Consider the following 15,473-nt stretch of genomic DNA (forward strand, 5'->3'; position numbering starts at 1 on the left):
AAAAATTGTTCTTTCGGCGCGTAGGCGATCGATTGATTGCCGCCTTTGATGATAATCAGTTTTATGCTTTAAACACATTAATTGTTATGAACTTAAAAAAAGGGGCAAATAATGATTTAAAATATTATTTGGCTCTTTTCAACTCAAAACTAATAAATTATTATTATTCAACTTTCTTAAAATCTACAAAAAAAGTGTTTTCAGAAATACAAACAAGACAAGTTGCACAATTGCCAATCAAACCCATAAATCCTTCTATTGTCGGCCAAAAGGAATCCCACAATAAACTGGTTCTATTGTCGAAACAGATGATTAATCTCAACAAACAACTTAAAGCCACGCCTGAAAATAGCAATAATTGGCTCCAGCTTAAAGAAGAAATTGCCAAAACAGACAAACAGATCGACGCCGAGGTCTATAAGCTATACGGGCTGACGGAGGAGGAGATCAAGGTGGTGGAGGGGGAGAAATGACAACGTTTTTCTTTTTTAGGCTTGTCGCTTTTCTTTGTTCAATAATGGCCGGGGCCTGGGCATTTTATTCTTTTCGCGGCCAATTTCCGAATATTGTCGTTAGCAACCCTTCGTTCCCTTTTAGTTCTTGTAATAAAACTATTACTAGCCTGGAACTAAGATTCAACATAACAAACCTTGCCAGCAGGGGGATTTCCTTTAAAAGCCTTCTCCTTTCTTGTCCCCCTTATTTTTCCTATGAAACAACGGAGGTTTTCCGCTACCATCCTAACCATATTTCATATCTTCCTCCCCACGAAGAAATGACTCTTTCCATAAAAATCAATGCCCTTGCTGGAATTAACAACAATCGCCAAGCCCTTGCCAAAACAAATAAATACAACCTAGTCTTAGATTCAACCTTTTGTTTTTTCTTTAAGCCAAAGGCTACTTTTATGGCAACACTTGCTTGATTTATCGATCCGTTTATATAAGATGGGAAAGGGGATTCTATGTGGTATTTATATTTAGATGAAAGCGGCGATTTGGGTTTTGATTTCGTCAACAAAAAGCCCTCGAAATACTTTACTATAGCGATATTAGCCATTCAAGGCGTTGACAACAACCGTCAGCTAATCAATGCCGTTAAAAAAACGCTGGACAGAAAATTGAACGGGAAACGCGTGGTTCTAGAATTAAAAGGATCTTCTTCTGTTATTGAGATTAAAAAGTACTTTTATAAACTTATAGAAAATATCCCTTTTGCCATTTTTTCTTTATCTCTAAATAAAAAAAGAGTATACGAGAGCCTTACTCGCGAAAAAGAACGCGTTTATAATTATGTCGCCCGAAAAGTTTTAGATCAAATCCATTTTGAAAAAGCCGCTGTTCAAGTCAACTTAATCGCGGACAAGTGCAAAGGAAAGCGCGAAATAAAAGAATTTAATCGCTACATTGAAGCCCAATTAAGGGGGCGCCTTAACCCCAAAGTTCCTTTAAACATTAGACACGCTGATTCAACAGCTTATAAGGGAATCCAGGCGGCAGATCTCTTTAGCTGGGGAATTTTTCGTTCTTACGAGCGCAAGGATTTCTCCTGGTATGATCTATTTAAGAAGAAGGTGCGGTTCAATGAACAATATCTATAAAAAAATGAGCGCGCCCTGCGAGTTTTTTATGCTGATGCTTTTGCCAACCAGATGGATGGGAACACATCAGACAACCCGCAACGGTCTTACCGCTCACAACCATTATGGCTTGCAGGCCTCGCTCTGTCAAGTCCATTTACAACAAGGCCTGCAAATGAACGCTAGCCTTTCATGTTTTTGGCTTTATTATGGGCTTTTTGGGCGGCTCTCATTTGCCTTTGCGCCATGAACATCGCTTTTTTCATGGACTCTTATAAGCCCTATATTTCCGGGGTGACCAACTCGGCTGAGATCCTGGCAACCAACCTCCGTCGCTTGGGTCATCGGGTATATATCTTTGCACCTTCTTATCCCGGACACATTGACACCGATCCTGATATTACCCGCTTCCCTTCGATTGCCGGAGGCTACCCTAACTTTCGCCTGGCAATCCCTTTCGTCAGAAATATGCCGGAGGTCGACATCATTCACAGCCACTCCCCTTTTCAGGCTGGGCTTCTTGCTCGGTTGATCGCCAGAAAAAATAACATCCCTCTGGTCTACTCTTTCCATACCTTTTTTACCCGCTATACACATTACGCCCGGTTTGTCCCTAAAGCCGCAGCCAAGCTTGGGATTACCGCTTATATCAGGCAATATGCGAATGGCGTCGATACCGTGATCGCGCCGTCGGAAATGGCCCGGCGCTACCTGAAAAGCTTAGGCGTTAAAAAACAGATCGAAATTATTCCCTCCGGGGTTGAGATCGACAAGCTTCCAGCGTCCTTGCCAGAGGCTCGCGCAACATTGCGGTCTCAGCATCATATCCCCCATGATGCGATTGTCCTGGTCTACGCCGGGCGTGTTTCCAAGGAAAAGAATATCCCTTTTCTTTTTAAAGCGTTTGAACACATTAAAGATGAAAATGTTTATTTGGCAATAGTTGGCAACGGCCCGCTTGATGCCGAGCTCCACCGGCAGCACCGAAGAAATAAGCGCGTAATATTTATCACCAATGTCTCCTACCCAGGGATCCTTGCTTATTACTCCATCGGCGATATTTTTCTCTTTTCTTCAACAACGGAAACCCAGGGGATGGTCATTGCGGAGGCTAAGGCTTCCGGTTTGCCGGTCGTCGCCCTTTTTGCCGGGGCCCTGACCGGCTCGGTCCGTTCCGGGGTCGACGGCTATTTGGTCCCGCGTTCGCTCCCCCGCTTTGCGGAGCATGTTCGCCGGCTTATTGCCGACCCTGTTTTACGTCGGAAAATGTCGGTCGCAGGCCTGGAGGACGCGTTAGATCGTTTTGCCGCTCCGGCGGTTGCAAAAAGCATTGAGACTCTTTATAATTCCCTAATCGACCACTCCAGCAATTCTTGAGGAGGATAGCAATGAAGCATAAATTAATGCGCTTGGTCTCCCTGTTGTTTCTTTTGTCGTTTTTCGGCGGTGTCGCGCTTGCCTTCCCCAATGTCTTTCCAACCTCGACCTTCAACGGCCCATCCGGCCTGGTCAGGATCCCTGCGGCCGACGTTGTCCCTTATAAAAACTACAACCTTGGGATGAGCTACGGCTCAACGACCACCTCCCTGGCCTCGAATGCCGCTGATTCTGTCTTATATTATTACATGAACATGGGCTCATTCCATGGCCTGGAGCTTGGAGTAGTCGGAGGGAACGACAAGGCCAACAACAAATTGCGCGAAGGGGTCTTTGTCAACATGAAGCTCTCCCTTTCCGCCGATGAGGACTCCTACCCGCTCAAGGTCGCGCTCGGGGTGGAGAACCTTTTTTCCTATACGCAAACTGATGTTTATATGGTCGCCACCAAATACTTCAAACAAGGGCCAAAGCTGACCTTTGGGTTTATGGCCGATTTCCCGGACTACAAGTTCCGCCCTTTTGGGGTGCTGGGAGCTGAGTTCCCAACCGCGGACACTTTCATTTTAGTAAGCGACTTTATGTTGGGGGAAAACCTTTCCCAGCTCAATGCCGGGGTCAGGATATATTTCTCTCCTATCTTCTGCCTGAACGTCAGCGGGCTTAATGTGCTCGATTCAGTTACTGCCAAGGACCAGCGAGCGGTCTTGATCGGATTTAGCTGGGCTAATCCGATCTAATGGCGCAGCTCCGCGAAGCTCTCAGCAAGCTAAGGGACTATGTTCCCGGGAAACCTCCCGTCGGCCCCAAGGGGATCAAGCTTTCCTCCAATGAAAACCCCTTTGGCCCCTCTCCGCTGGCTGTAAAAGCGATAGCCAAAGAAACAGGGCACATTCAAGCTTATCCGGATCAGCGATCGGGCCTGCTGCGAGAAGCCATCGCTAAAAAGTTTAAAATATCACCGGAGTCGGTGATTGCCGGCAATGGGTCTGACGAGATCATGCTTCTTCTCGCCGCGACTTTTCTGCGGCCGGGAGAAGAGGCTATTATCTGTGAGAATAGTTTTAGCCTTTATGAGTTTGTGGTCCGCCTTTTTGAAGGGAACCCGGTTCTTGTCCCTCTTGATCATTACCATCAGGACCTGGAGGCCATTGCGAGGGTCATTACCTCCGGGACAAAATTTATTTTCTTGACCAACCCGCACAATCCGACCGGCACCTTTATTTCACGTTCTGAATTAGAACGTTTTCTCGCCCGTGTCCCTAAAGAAACACTGGTTGTCGTTGATGAAGCATACGCGGAATTTGCCGAATCTGTTGATTTCCCGGGCGCGACGCATTTATTGGGCTCTTTCCCCAATGTGGTTTTTTTAAGGACTTTTTCAAAGTATTACGGGCTAGCCGGGCTGCGAATCGGCTATGCCCTGGCCGATCCGTTGTTAGCCTCTCCTATGTTTAAGGCCAAGCTCCCTTTTAATGTCAATCGCCTGGCCCAATCAGCCGCATTAGCCGCCCTGTCTGATAGGGCGTTCCTGGAAAAGACGTATAAGAACAACCTTGAGGGGAAGAAGGATCTCTACGCACTCTTTGATAAATATCGATTGTCATACCTGAAGAGCGAAGCAAATTTTATCTTTGTACGCATTGGCCGCTCTGCTGACAATTTTTGCCAGGCGGCCCTTGAGCGCGGGGTTAGCTTAAGGCCTTTAACCTCATTCGGTCTTCCCGACGCGATCAGGGTCTCCGTTGGAACAAAAGAGCAGAACAAACAATTTATAAAGGTTTTTGAAGGGCTTATTTAGGCCGCCTTCTCTAGCTGGTACAATATCCCATGTGTCGTCCCCAGGTCTACTCTTCCAATTTTTTCCTTCTTTAAGAGCCCGGCAACGGCTTGCTTGAGCTTCTCACCTGATACCCGCCCGCTATAATACCCGTTGATTAAGCCTGAAAACAAACCAATGAAGAGGTCCTTCCCCAAGACTCCGGCAATTGATTTTTCTAGCCGGTCCGCCCCGCCAAGAAAACGCTGAAAATCGCAGAGCCTTGAATAGTATGGGACAGGGACCACCCCCGACTCAAACATGGCCCTTTCCCTGATGTTTTCTATCGCCTTTGGGTCTTCATGCACCCGGCGCCAAAAGAGGGCTTCTGCTTCTTCAAATGTCCGCATCCCTTCTGTGTCTATCAAATGGCCATGGATCTCTACATTGGCCGAATGCAGCGATGAGTACCAGATCGGCTTGCGAAAGGTTTGCCCGGCAACAACCCCGACCCTCATTGGGTTATGAAGGGTGTATCCGGCTTCGTGCAGTTTCTTTAGTTGCCGCCCCAATCGTTCGCCGCTTTCGTACAAGAAGCGTTCAGTCGAAACCGCTTCAAGCTCTGCCAAAAACGCGGTTACGGGAACAGGTGAGTCTATCCTTAACCAGGGAAAATAACGGGAGCCGTTGGTCACGGTCCGGAATAGCTGCGCATATCCATCATACATGCTGGAATACTCAAATAAATTCGTTACCCCGCATTCCACTTCACCGATCAATCGCAGGCCAACCGCTTCATTCCGAGCGGCAGATAACGATAACAGCCCCTCCGGGTCCCCTGAGTTTGGGTTGAGCTTGCCAAGATCAAACTGGAGCGGTGTTTTTCCTTTAAATTCTATAACCTTTCCGTCTAACGCAATTATCCACATGGCTCTCCGGCTATGGCTTTGGATCGCCATTTTGGGAGCAAACGAGAACCACGCTTCTTTTGATAAACGATTCTCCCACTTTATGCTGGTCAACAACACCTTCTTTTCGTGACTGAACAGGCAGGGGCTATAACCAGAGGTTCTGCCAATGATCCCCTCTCGAAATGTTTCCGCCCGATCTAACTGGGCATTGTTGATCCTGGGAAAAAGCAGGCGCAGGTGGTGGCGGTAAATCCCCCTTTGGACCTTCTCTTTTAATATTTTTGTCCCGGCTATGTTCATCTCTGTATATATCGTCATTTTCTTAACATAATTTCAAAAAGGGTATATAATAAAAAGATGCTGAAAAGAACTGTTTTATTCGATAATCATCTCTCGTTAGGAGCGAAAATGGTCCCTTTTGGCGGCTGGGAGATGCCGGTTTCATATTCAGGGATAATCAACGAACATAAAACGGTCAGAGAAAAAGCCGGGCTGTTTGATATCGGCCATATGGGGCTATTGAAGCTCAGTGGGGCCGGGACACTCCCCTTCCTTCAGTCGCTAACGACCAATGATCCCTCCCTTTTAGCTGTCGGGCAATGTCAGTATTCTGTCCTATGCAATGAACATGGCGGGGCAGTCGATGACATCCTGCTTTATCGCTTCTCTGAACATTATTTGATCATTTGCAACGCCAGCAACACCGACAAAGTCGTCTCCTGGCTGGCCGGGCATCAGCCCAAAAATGTGGCATTGGCCCGCCTTAAGGATTTGTCCGCCCTTTCTCTTCAGGGGCCATTGGCGCTTCCTCTTGCCGAAAAGGGGATTGGGACAAGCTTATCTTCGCTAAAAAGGAATCACACCCTCCTGGCCGGCCCCTTGGTCGTTTCCAGGACCGGTTATACCGGGGAAGAGGGGGTTGAGCTTATTTTGCCAAAAGAACTTTGCCCGGATTATTGGGAAAAGCTCCTTTCCCTTGGTTTTTTTCCATGCGGGCTTGGAGCGCGAGACACCCTTAGGCTGGAATCCGGTCTCCCGCTTTACGGGCATGAATACGATGAGGCAACGACACCGGTTGAAGCTGGCTATGCCTGGGCGGTAAAAATTAATAAAGGGCCCTTTATCGGCCGGGACGCGCTTCTGAAAGAGAAAGAAGAAGGCCCGAAAAAAACGCTGGTCGGATTAGAATTGTCTGGCCGCGCCATCCCCCGACAAGGGGCCCTCGTTTATCCCTCATCGTCTAACGCGCCTGTTGGCCAGGTTACCAGTGGGACCTTTTCCCCAACTTTTTCTCGGCCGATCGCCCTGGCTTACGTTGCCCCCTCTTCCTTTTCCTCCGGCGATAAGGCTTTCGTCGATATTCGCGGGGTGAAGCACCCGGCAACGATTGTTGACAAAACGTTTTATAAGAGAGTAAAATAACTGAATGGACCTAAAGAAATTGTATTATTATTTGCTTTCGTTTGTCGCGCTTTTCATTCTTTTCTGGGGAACAGTTGACCTGGCCAACACCTTTGTTGGCTCGTTCTACCGGGCCCCAGCGCCAGCCACCGACCAGACTATGATGCCCGACACGATAAACGACCAGGGCCTTGATCTTTATTACCAGAAAAAAATGCTGCTCGACCGCTACTCCGACAGCCTGATCAGGATAATTATCAGCGGGTTGGTTTTCTTATACGCAAAAAAACGGGCCAATGATCTGGAGCAGGGATAATGAATTTTCCTGACAATTTAAAATATACCAAAGAACACGAATGGGCCAAGGCGGATGGCGGCCATATTATAATTGGCATCACCGATTTTGCGCAAGACTCTCTCGGCGACGTTGTCTATGTCGAGCTCCCGCAGGTTGGTAAAGAACTTGTGGCCGGCAAGGAGTTTGGCGTTGTTGAGTCGGTCAAGTCAGTTTCCAGCCTTTTTGCCCCGATCACCGGAACGGTTGTTGAGGCGAACCCGGCATTGGAAGGGAACCCAGCCCTGGTCAATAAGTCTCCTTATGCGGATGGATGGATCATAAAAGTTAAACCGAACGATCCGGCCTCCTTGGACAGCCTGCTTTCCGCGGCCGATTACCAAAAAACCTTGTCGTGAACGACCTCTTTTCAGATATCCCTGCGTCCGTTCGTTTAAAAGATGCGCTCCCTCTGCCGCCGCCACTAAGCGAGCCGGCCTTGCTCGACGAACTGCGCCGCCTGGCCGAGAGGAACAATAGATCCTTATTCACCGGAGGCGGGGTTTATGAATATTTTATTCCCAGCGCGGTCAAGCACCTGATCGGCCGAGCGGAGTTTTATACCGCTTACACCCCCTATCAGGCGGAAGCGAGCCAGGGGACGTTGCAGGCGATATACGAATACCAGTCCCTGGTCTGCGCCCTAACCGGCATGGAGGTCGCGAATGCCTCTCTATATGACGGCGCCACCGCGTTGGCGGAAGCGGCCTTTATGGCGGTCCGGCTGACCGGACGCAAAGAGGTCGCGGTCTCGGCCGCGGCTAACCCCTTTTATCGCGAAATTCTTAGAACTTATTGCCGGGCCGCTGACCTTTTCCTCCGCGAGATCCCTTACGATCTAAAGGCCGGCGTCACCCTTCCGGTCGAGCGGTTGCAACAGAGCGCTTGTTTTATTTTGCAGCAGCCGAATTTCTTTGGCTGCCTGGAACCGGTTTCTTCCCTGGCTGAAAAGATCCATGCGGCTGGGGCGCTTTTTGTTGTTTCTGCCAGTCCCCACTCCCTTGGCTTGCTCAAAGGGCCCGGAGAATATGGGGCGGACATCGTTGTTGCCGAGGGACAAGAGGCAGGAAACCCCAGGAACTTTGGCGGACCCGGGTTGGGAATTTTCGCAACCAGGAAAGCTTTTGTCCGTCAAATGCCCGGCCGGGTTGTTGGCGCAACTACCGACCTGGAGGGAAAACGCGGCTTTGTCCTGACCCTTTCTACCAGAGAACAGCATATTCGCAGAGAAAGGGCGACCTCAAATATTTGCAGCAACGAGGCCCTCTGCGCCCTCGCCTCGGCTATCTACCTCTCTCTGCTCGGGAAAAATGGCCTGAAAAAAGCCGCCACCCTTTCCCTGCAAAACACCGGCTACTTCAGGCGCTCAATCCCTGCTTCGCGACTTCTTTTTTCTGGCACCCAAACCTTCAACGAGCTTGTTGTTAAAACCGATCAGCCTGTGGGGCTCGCTCTGGCCCCCTATTATCCGGAGCTCGGTTCGGCCAGATTGCTAACATTTTCGGGGCTTGCTTCGCGCAAAGAGCTGGACCTTCTGGTTGGCAAACTTCCATAAATAAATCAGGGGTGCTATAATTTGCGAAAGTAACGGGGGGAATATATGAAAAAAAATCAACTATTACTAATTTTAATCGCCTTTCTGGTTTTTGCCGCGATCATTGTTGTCCTGCTTTATACCGGAAAAACTGAAAAGGAGCCGGCGATCCAGCTGGCCCGGCAACCAGCTGTCGCCGATAAAACCATTTCTAAAGAAGCTGAAACCACCGGAAAACTCCCCAAGGTTTTAACTTTATACCAAAAAGGGGAAGGCGAATCCGACCTGGCGGCTTTTGTCTCCAGCGAACTGGCCAAGGAAGGGAAACAGCTTGCGACATTTCGTTCGATCAACGTGACCGAAGACCCTCAGGCGGCCGTCTATTACGGGGTAACAGAGCACCCGACAATTATTATCCTTAGGCCAAATGGCAGTCTTTTCCTAAAACACGAAGGTTATCTTGAGAAATCAAAGATCAAATCCCTGGCCTCTCAAGCGGCGCTTAAATAGTTACTTCCGCTTCCGTTTGATCGGGAGTTTGTCTCGTTCTTCTTTGATCTTTTGGCGTATCTCTTCTTTTCGTTTTTCTTCATCTTCTACCGCCTTTTCGATCACTTCTCCCGCCTCTTCTTCGCTGATCACCCTGGCAATGTCAACGACATAATCCCCTTCGTCAACCCTCTGGATCCGCACTCCCTTGGCATAGCGCCCCTGAGCCGAGATGCCTGAGGCCTTTTGCCGGCTCATGGTCCCTTTGGCGGTTACAAATAATAATTCGTCCTTCGAATGAATGATCTTCATTTGGGAGACTTCGTCGCCGTCACGAAGCTTGATGGCGATGTGACCTTTCCCGCCGCGATTTTGTGGGGAGAACTCATCAAGCTTCATCCGTTTTCCAAAGCCCGCCTTAGAGATCGCCAGGAGGTCGCCTCCATCGTTAATGATATCCATGGAAACGACATAGTCCTTGCCGCTGAGCCTGATCCCTCTCACGCCGGAAGCGGCACGCCCCATAGGTCGGAGATCTTTTTGGCTGAACCTGATCATTATCCCGGTTGCGGTCCCAAGAATAATTTCCTGCTTAACGTCCCCTTTCTTCACCCAGCCGAGCTCGTCGTCGGGCCGGAGCTTAATGGCAATGATCCCGCTCCGCCTGACATTGGCAAAGTCTTCCAGGCCAACCTTCTTGATCATCCCTTTTTTGGTCGACATGATCAGGAACGAGGCTTCTTCCTCAAATGATTCGACCTGAACGGTGGCCGTAACCTGCTCGCCTGGGCCAACCTGCAGGACATTGGCGATCGCCTGCCCTTTTCCGGCCCGGCTGGCTTCCGGCAGATCATAGACTTTTAATTTATAGACTCGGCCTTTGTTGGTAAAGAAGAGAACAAAGGCATGGGTCGAAGCGGTAAAGACATTCTCGATCTCGTCCTCTTCCCTCGTGGTCATTCCTGATACACCCCGCCCGCCGCGCAGCTGCGCTTTGAAGGCGGTAACCGGCACTCTCTTAACATACCCGTCACGAGTCATCAGAACAACAACCTCCATTTCCGGGATCAGTTGTTCAATGTCAACATCTTCAACAGCGCTGGTTATTTCTGTCCGGCGCTTATCACCGAACTTTTCTTTGACCTGCAGCAATTCCTTTTTTACTATGCCGAGAAGTTTTTTGCGGCTGGCTAGGATCTCTTTTAATTCTCCGATCAGTTTTTTCAGCGCCTTTAGCTCTTCTTCGATCTTTAATCTTTCCAGTTGGGTTAAGCGCTGTAATCTTAAGTCAAGTATCGCCTGAGCCTGGATCTTGGAAAGCTTGAACTTCTCCATTAAGGCGTTGCGCGCGTCTTCCGGGCTCTTGGCTTTTTTGATCAGGGCGACAACCGCATCAATGTTTGATACTGCTACCATCAATCCTTCTAAAATATGGGCCTGTTCCTCCGCTCTCTTCAGTTCGTATTTTGTCCGTTTTGTGACAACCTCTTCCCGATGGGTCAGGTAATGCTGCATCATCTCCTTCAGGTTCAAGGTCTTCGGCGCTCCGCCGACCAGGGCAACCAGGTTGATCCCAAAGGTGGTCTGCATATTAGTGTGCTTGAAGAGCTGGTTCAGTACGACATCTCGAGACGCGTCCCGTTTTAATTCTATATAAATGCGCATACCGTCTCGGTCGGATTCGTCACGCAAATCCGAGATCCCGTTGATCCGTTTTTCCTTGACCTGCTCAGCGATCTGTTCGATCATCTCTGCCTTGTTGACCTGATACGGGATCTCGGTCACAATGATCGCTTCCTTGCCGGCCTTTACTCTTTCGATATCAAACTTCGCCCGAAGCGTCAGATGCCCCCGGCCGGTCATGAAGCCGTCCTTGATCCCCTGTTTACCGCATATTTGTCCCCCGGTCGGGAAGTCCGGTCCTTTAACAATTTTCATCAGCTCTTCGATGGGGGTCTCCGGCTCCTCGATCAATACCGACATTCCATCGATAACTTCCGATAAATTGTGCGGCGGAATGTTGGTGGCCATGCCGACCGCGATCCCGGACGAGCCATTAACCAGCAAGTTGGGAATGCGGGATGGCAAAACCAATGGCTCCTGAAGCGATTCGTCAAAGTTTGGACCGTGCTCGACGGTTTCTTTGTCTATATCGGCCAGCATTTCAACCGCGATATGGCTAAGCCTGGCTTCTGTATAGCGCATCGCCGCTGGAGAGTCTCCGTCAACGCTGCCAAAGTTTCCCTGGCCGTCAACCAGGGGGTAGCGGAGCGAAAACTCCTGGGCCATTCTGACCATTGAATCGTAAACCGCGGTATCGCCGTGCGGATGGTATTTACCCAAAACCTCACCGACCACCCTGGCGGATTTCTTATAAGCCTTGCCTGGCTGGAGCCCGAGCTCGTCCATGGCAAAAAGGATCCTCCGGTGGACCGGCTTTAGCCCGTCGCGAACATCCGGCAGCGCCCGGCCAACAATGACCGACATCGCATAGTCGATATAAGAACTTTTCATCTCATGTTCGATCGTGGTAGTTATGATCTTCGGGGTAAATAGTTTTTCCTGGTCGTCTTTTTTTGCCATCATACGTCTAACCTCTTCACTAATTTAGCGTTTTTCTCGATAAACTCACGGCGCGGTTCGACTTCGCTCCCCATGAGGACTTTAAATATTTCATCGGCCACTTCCGCCTCTTCCATGGTTACCTGAAGCATGGTCCTGGTTTCAGGATTAAGGGTTGTGTCCCAGAGCTGTTCCGGGTTCATTTCTCCCAAGCCTTTGTAACGCTGGATGGTCACCCCATCTTTGCCGATATCTTTGAGCTTTGTCTCCAGTTCCTTTTCCGAAAAGAGCCAATGCTGGCTCTTCCCTTTTTTCAACAGGTATAGCGGAGGCTGGGCAATATATAGTGCGCCGTATTCAATTATCTCCTTGGCGTACCTAAAAAAGAAGGTCATGATCAAGGTTCTAATGTGGGCTCCGTCGACATCGGCGTCGCAAAGAAGGATGATCTTATGGTATCTTAGCCGTTTCATCAGCTCTTCGGCGGTTATTTCGCTCTCGCTGTCGGAATTCCCGTCTCCCTTTAGCGCGGTTACCGCCCCCGGCCCGATCGCGGTGATCAATGTCCTGATCTCGTTGTTGGCCAATATTTTATCGAGCCTGGCTTTCTCAACGTTCAGGATCTTTCCCTTGAGCGGCAGGATCGCCTGAAAGCGCCGGTCCCGGCCCTGCTTGGCACTGCCTCCAGCGCTGTCCCCCTCAACAATAAAGATCTCGCATTTTGCCGGGTCCGAGTCTGAACAATCGGCCAGTTTTCCCGGGAGGGTCGCGGTGTCCAGCGCCGACTTCTTTCTTTCCAGCTCCTGCGCCTTCCGGGCAGCGGCCCTGACCCTCATGGCAACCAATGACTTTTCGATCATCGCCTTGGCGATCGCCGGATTTTTATCAAGATATAAACTTAGCCCGTCATTGACGATCGAATCGACGATTCCTTTGACCTCGCTGTTCCCCAGTTTCGTTTTTGTCTGTCCCTCAAATTGCGGAGCGTGAATTCTCAGGCTGATCACCGCGGTCAAGCCTTCCCTGACGTCTTCTCCCGAAAGTATTTCATTCTCCTTTAATATATTGTTCTTTTTGGCATAGTTATTAATGGCCTTGGTCAAGGCGGATTTAAATCCGACAACGTGGGTCCCCCCCTCCCTGGTCCTGATACAATTGACAAACGAACAAATGTTCTCGTCATAATATTCCTTGCAATGCTGCATTGATATTTCAACAAATATCTTGTCCTTGTCTGCGGTAAAGAACAGTGGCGGCGCGTAAACAACCTCTTTTTTATTATTCAAGAACGAAACAAACTCAACGATTCCTCCATCATACTTAAATGTTTCTTCGTGCTTATCTCTTTCGTCTATCAGCTTGATCTCGACTCCCTTGGTTAAAAAGGCGATCTCCTGCATGCGATGCTTGATGGTGTCATAGTCATAAACTACTTCTTCAAATATATCCTTGTCCGGTTTAAAAGAAACGGTAGTCCCTGTCTTTTCCTGCCCTTTTTCCGCAACGATCTTTTCTTTTCCCGGGACGCCGATCTTAAATGTTTGCGTGTATACTTTTTCGTCTTTATGGATCTCGACTTCCATCCACTCTGACAGGGCGTTCACAACCGACACACCGACGCCATGCAAACCGCCCGAAACCTTATAAGCTGCGTCGCCAAATTTACCGCCGGCATGAAGCGTGGTCAGGGCAACTTCGGCGGCCGGGCGCTTCGTTTCCGGGTGGATATCAAAAGGAATTCCCCGGCCATTATCCGAGATGGTGACCGAATTGTCTTCATGGATCGTCACCGATACTTTGTCGCAGTAGCCCCCCATCGCTTCGTCGATGCTGTTGTCAACCACTTCGTAAACCAGGTGGTGCAAGCCCGCTTTCCCGGTTGAGCCGATATACATCCCGGGACGCATTCTGACCGCTTCGATCCCGCCCAGGATTTTTATATTTGACGCGTCATATTTGGCTTTATCCTTTGTCATTTACAGTCAAACCTCCTGACGATTTAAATCTTATGTCCAGTATCGCCTCTTCGCCGGCAGATTCGTTGAATTTAGCGATGATCTGCGATTTTAAAAATGAGAGCTCATAGGCCCAGGTCGACGTTGTTGTAGAAACATGCAGGACGCGATTCCTAATGCAAACAGGTTCTGTGTGTTTGCGCGCCCGCTCATCAATAATTTTTTCCCAAATACCTAAAAGACTGCAGCTTTTAATAACCCAGGCAAAATCGCCATTTTGAAAGATCTTCCCGAGTTGTTCGGCCATTAAGCCGCCTCTTGGGTCCTGATCGGCATCACAATGTATAAATAATCTGTTTGGTCCCCCGGCTTGATCACTCCAGGGCTCAATCCTTCGGAAAATTCCACTATTACGCTTTCGGAAGCCAGTGATTCCAGAACATCGGAGATCAGCCTGACATTAAACGATACCCTGACCTTATCGCTTCCTTCTATCTCAGCCGCCAATCCTTCATCAAAACTGCCAACATCCGGAGTATGAGCAGATAAATGCAGCTTCCCTTCTTTGATCTCAAACATTGTAACATTTGCTGATCCCGATGCAATAACTGCTCCTCTCTCCGCCGCGCTAAGAAGTTCTTTCCTGTTTATCTTAACCCTAGTTGAGCTTTTTTTCGGCACAACCTGTTTATAATCTGGAAATTTACCCTGGATCACCCTTGAAACCAGGTAAACATCCCCGCAATTGAAGCTAACCTGATCATTTGAGACGTTTATTTTGACCGTTTCACAATTTTTAAGATCAAGTATCTTTATTAATTCACTCATCGCTCTCGCAGGAACGATTATACTGACCCCATCCCCCCCGCCATTAACCTTTTCCCCTCTTTTCGCTAATCTATAGCCATCCGTGGCAACCAGCCTCATATTTGAATTATCACCGCTTATACCGCTCTTGCCGAATTCGATCAATATTCCGGTTAACACATATTTATCTTCACTGTTGGAAACTGAAAATATTGTATGTTTGATCATTGAGGCAAAAACTTTTGCATCAACAGTGATCGATTTTCCATCTTTAACGGTTGGAAGTGACGGAAATTCGTCAGATGGTAATGAATGAAGGGTAAAATGTGAGTCTTCATAGCTAATTTTAACGGTTTTATTCTCTCCGACCTTAAATTTTATATTTGTATCCGGCAACTTAGAAACTATCCCGCTTAATGTTTTTGCCGGCAATAGAAAGGACCCTTCTTTCAAAACATTTGCCTTGATAAACAGTTCGATCCCCATTTCCAGATTATTTGCTGACAGCTTTATCCCGGTTTTGTTCAATTCAAAAAGAATATTTCCAATAATTGGCAAAGTACTTCTGGTGGCAACAATCTTTTCGACCGTTGATACCCCGCTTTGCAGCTCTTTCTTTTCGCAGGTAAATTCCATAACATTCCTCCTCTTTATCAACTTGTCCAATGGCCTTAGTATTATAGTATATTTAAGAATAGTAGTAAAAGAGTTTGTAGAAATGTTGATAAACAAGTTAATAGCTTAAAAAGTGCTAAAAATTATCAA

The 15,473-nt window shown here is 48.5% G+C and carries 16 protein-coding genes; 11 read left to right on the top strand and 5 right to left on the bottom strand.

What is annotated here, in order from left to right; genetic code table 11:
• The 6 genes from KKF06_02690 to KKF06_02715 form a co-directional block, all read left to right on the top strand.
• Positions 1 to 473, top strand: a 473-nt coding sequence (locus tag KKF06_02690; protein ID MBU1616677.1) for a methyltransferase, incomplete at its 5' end; no start/stop codon positions are given.
• Positions 470 to 925, top strand: a complete 456-nt coding sequence (locus KKF06_02695) for a hypothetical protein (GenBank protein MBU1616678.1) — start codon at positions 470 to 472, stop codon at positions 923 to 925. The genes KKF06_02690 and KKF06_02695, both read left to right, overlap by 4 nt.
• A gap of 39 nt (positions 926 to 964) precedes the next feature.
• On the top strand, positions 965 to 1,600 hold the full coding sequence (locus tag KKF06_02700) for a DUF3800 domain-containing protein (protein ID MBU1616679.1): 636 nt from the start codon (positions 965 to 967) through the stop codon (positions 1,598 to 1,600).
• A 171-nt stretch (positions 1,601 to 1,771) separates the two neighbouring features.
• The gene (locus tag KKF06_02705; GenBank protein MBU1616680.1) at positions 1,772 to 2,956 is read left to right on the top strand and encodes a glycosyltransferase; all 1,185 of its coding nucleotides are present in this window, start codon (positions 1,772 to 1,774) and stop codon (positions 2,954 to 2,956) included.
• 11 nt (positions 2,957 to 2,967) lie between these two features.
• On the top strand, positions 2,968 to 3,696 hold the full coding sequence (locus tag KKF06_02710) for a hypothetical protein (protein MBU1616681.1): 729 nt from the start codon (positions 2,968 to 2,970) through the stop codon (positions 3,694 to 3,696).
• Positions 3,696 to 4,757: a histidinol-phosphate transaminase gene (locus KKF06_02715; GenBank protein ID MBU1616682.1), complete on the top strand. Its 1,062-nt coding sequence runs from the start codon at positions 3,696 to 3,698 to the stop codon at positions 4,755 to 4,757. The genes KKF06_02710 and KKF06_02715 overlap by 1 nt, the downstream gene beginning before the upstream one ends.
• Here the strand turns inward: KKF06_02715 and KKF06_02720 are convergent.
• On the bottom strand, positions 4,754 to 5,944 hold the full coding sequence (locus KKF06_02720; GenBank protein ID MBU1616683.1) for a hypothetical protein: 1,191 nt from the start codon (positions 5,942 to 5,944) through the stop codon (positions 4,754 to 4,756). The genes KKF06_02715 and KKF06_02720 overlap by 4 nt on opposite strands.
• Before the next feature lie 39 nt (positions 5,945 to 5,983).
• On the opposite strand from KKF06_02720, the gene gcvT reads away from it, so the two are divergent.
• The 5 genes from gcvT to KKF06_02745 are packed head-to-tail and all read left to right on the top strand — an operon-like array spanning position 5,984 to position 9,405.
• Positions 5,984 to 7,048 carry a glycine cleavage system aminomethyltransferase GcvT gene (gene gcvT, locus KKF06_02725; GenBank protein ID MBU1616684.1) on the top strand — a complete coding sequence of 355 codons (1,065 nt, stop codon included), beginning with the start codon at positions 5,984 to 5,986 and terminating at the stop codon, positions 7,046 to 7,048.
• Positions 7,049 to 7,052: 4 nt separating this feature from the next.
• Positions 7,053 to 7,343, top strand: coding sequence for a hypothetical protein (locus KKF06_02730; protein ID MBU1616685.1), 291 nt, complete (start codon positions 7,053 to 7,055; stop codon positions 7,341 to 7,343).
• On the top strand, positions 7,343 to 7,720 hold the full coding sequence (gcvH, locus tag KKF06_02735) for a glycine cleavage system protein GcvH (protein ID MBU1616686.1): 378 nt from the start codon (positions 7,343 to 7,345) through the stop codon (positions 7,718 to 7,720). The genes KKF06_02730 and gcvH overlap by 1 nt, the downstream gene beginning before the upstream one ends.
• The gene (gene gcvPA / locus KKF06_02740) at positions 7,717 to 8,916 is read left to right on the top strand and encodes an aminomethyl-transferring glycine dehydrogenase subunit GcvPA (GenBank protein MBU1616687.1); all 1,200 of its coding nucleotides are present in this window, start codon (positions 7,717 to 7,719) and stop codon (positions 8,914 to 8,916) included. The genes gcvH and gcvPA overlap by 4 nt, the downstream gene beginning before the upstream one ends.
• A gap of 45 nt (positions 8,917 to 8,961) precedes the next feature.
• Complete coding sequence (locus KKF06_02745; protein MBU1616688.1) at positions 8,962 to 9,405, top strand: thioredoxin family protein; 444 nt, start codon at positions 8,962 to 8,964, stop codon at positions 9,403 to 9,405.
• Here the strand turns inward: KKF06_02745 and gyrA are convergent, their stop codons facing one another.
• From gyrA to dnaN, 4 genes are read right to left on the bottom strand one after another with little or no spacing between them, the layout of a single operon-like run.
• On the bottom strand, positions 9,406 to 11,967 hold the full coding sequence (gene gyrA, locus KKF06_02750; protein MBU1616689.1) for a DNA gyrase subunit A: 2,562 nt from the start codon (positions 11,965 to 11,967) through the stop codon (positions 9,406 to 9,408).
• Positions 11,967 to 13,922, bottom strand: coding sequence for a DNA topoisomerase (ATP-hydrolyzing) subunit B (gene gyrB, locus KKF06_02755; GenBank protein MBU1616690.1), 1,956 nt, complete (start codon positions 13,920 to 13,922; stop codon positions 11,967 to 11,969). The genes gyrA and gyrB overlap by 1 nt, the downstream gene beginning before the upstream one ends.
• On the bottom strand, positions 13,909 to 14,208 hold the full coding sequence (locus KKF06_02760; protein ID MBU1616691.1) for a DUF721 domain-containing protein: 300 nt from the start codon (positions 14,206 to 14,208) through the stop codon (positions 13,909 to 13,911). The genes gyrB and KKF06_02760 overlap by 14 nt, the downstream gene beginning before the upstream one ends.
• A complete protein-coding gene (gene dnaN / locus KKF06_02765) occupies positions 14,208 to 15,344 on the bottom strand; it encodes a DNA polymerase III subunit beta (GenBank protein MBU1616692.1) in 1,137 nt (378 codons plus the stop codon). Before dnaN ends, KKF06_02760 begins: the two co-directional genes overlap by 1 nt.
• Between the last annotated feature and the right edge of the window lie 129 nt (positions 15,345 to 15,473).

It is taken from the genome of Candidatus Margulisiibacteriota bacterium (genome assembly GCA_018822365.1).
Taxonomy (GTDB): domain Bacteria; phylum Margulisbacteria; class WOR-1; order O2-12-FULL-45-9; family XYB2-FULL-48-7; genus XYB2-FULL-45-9.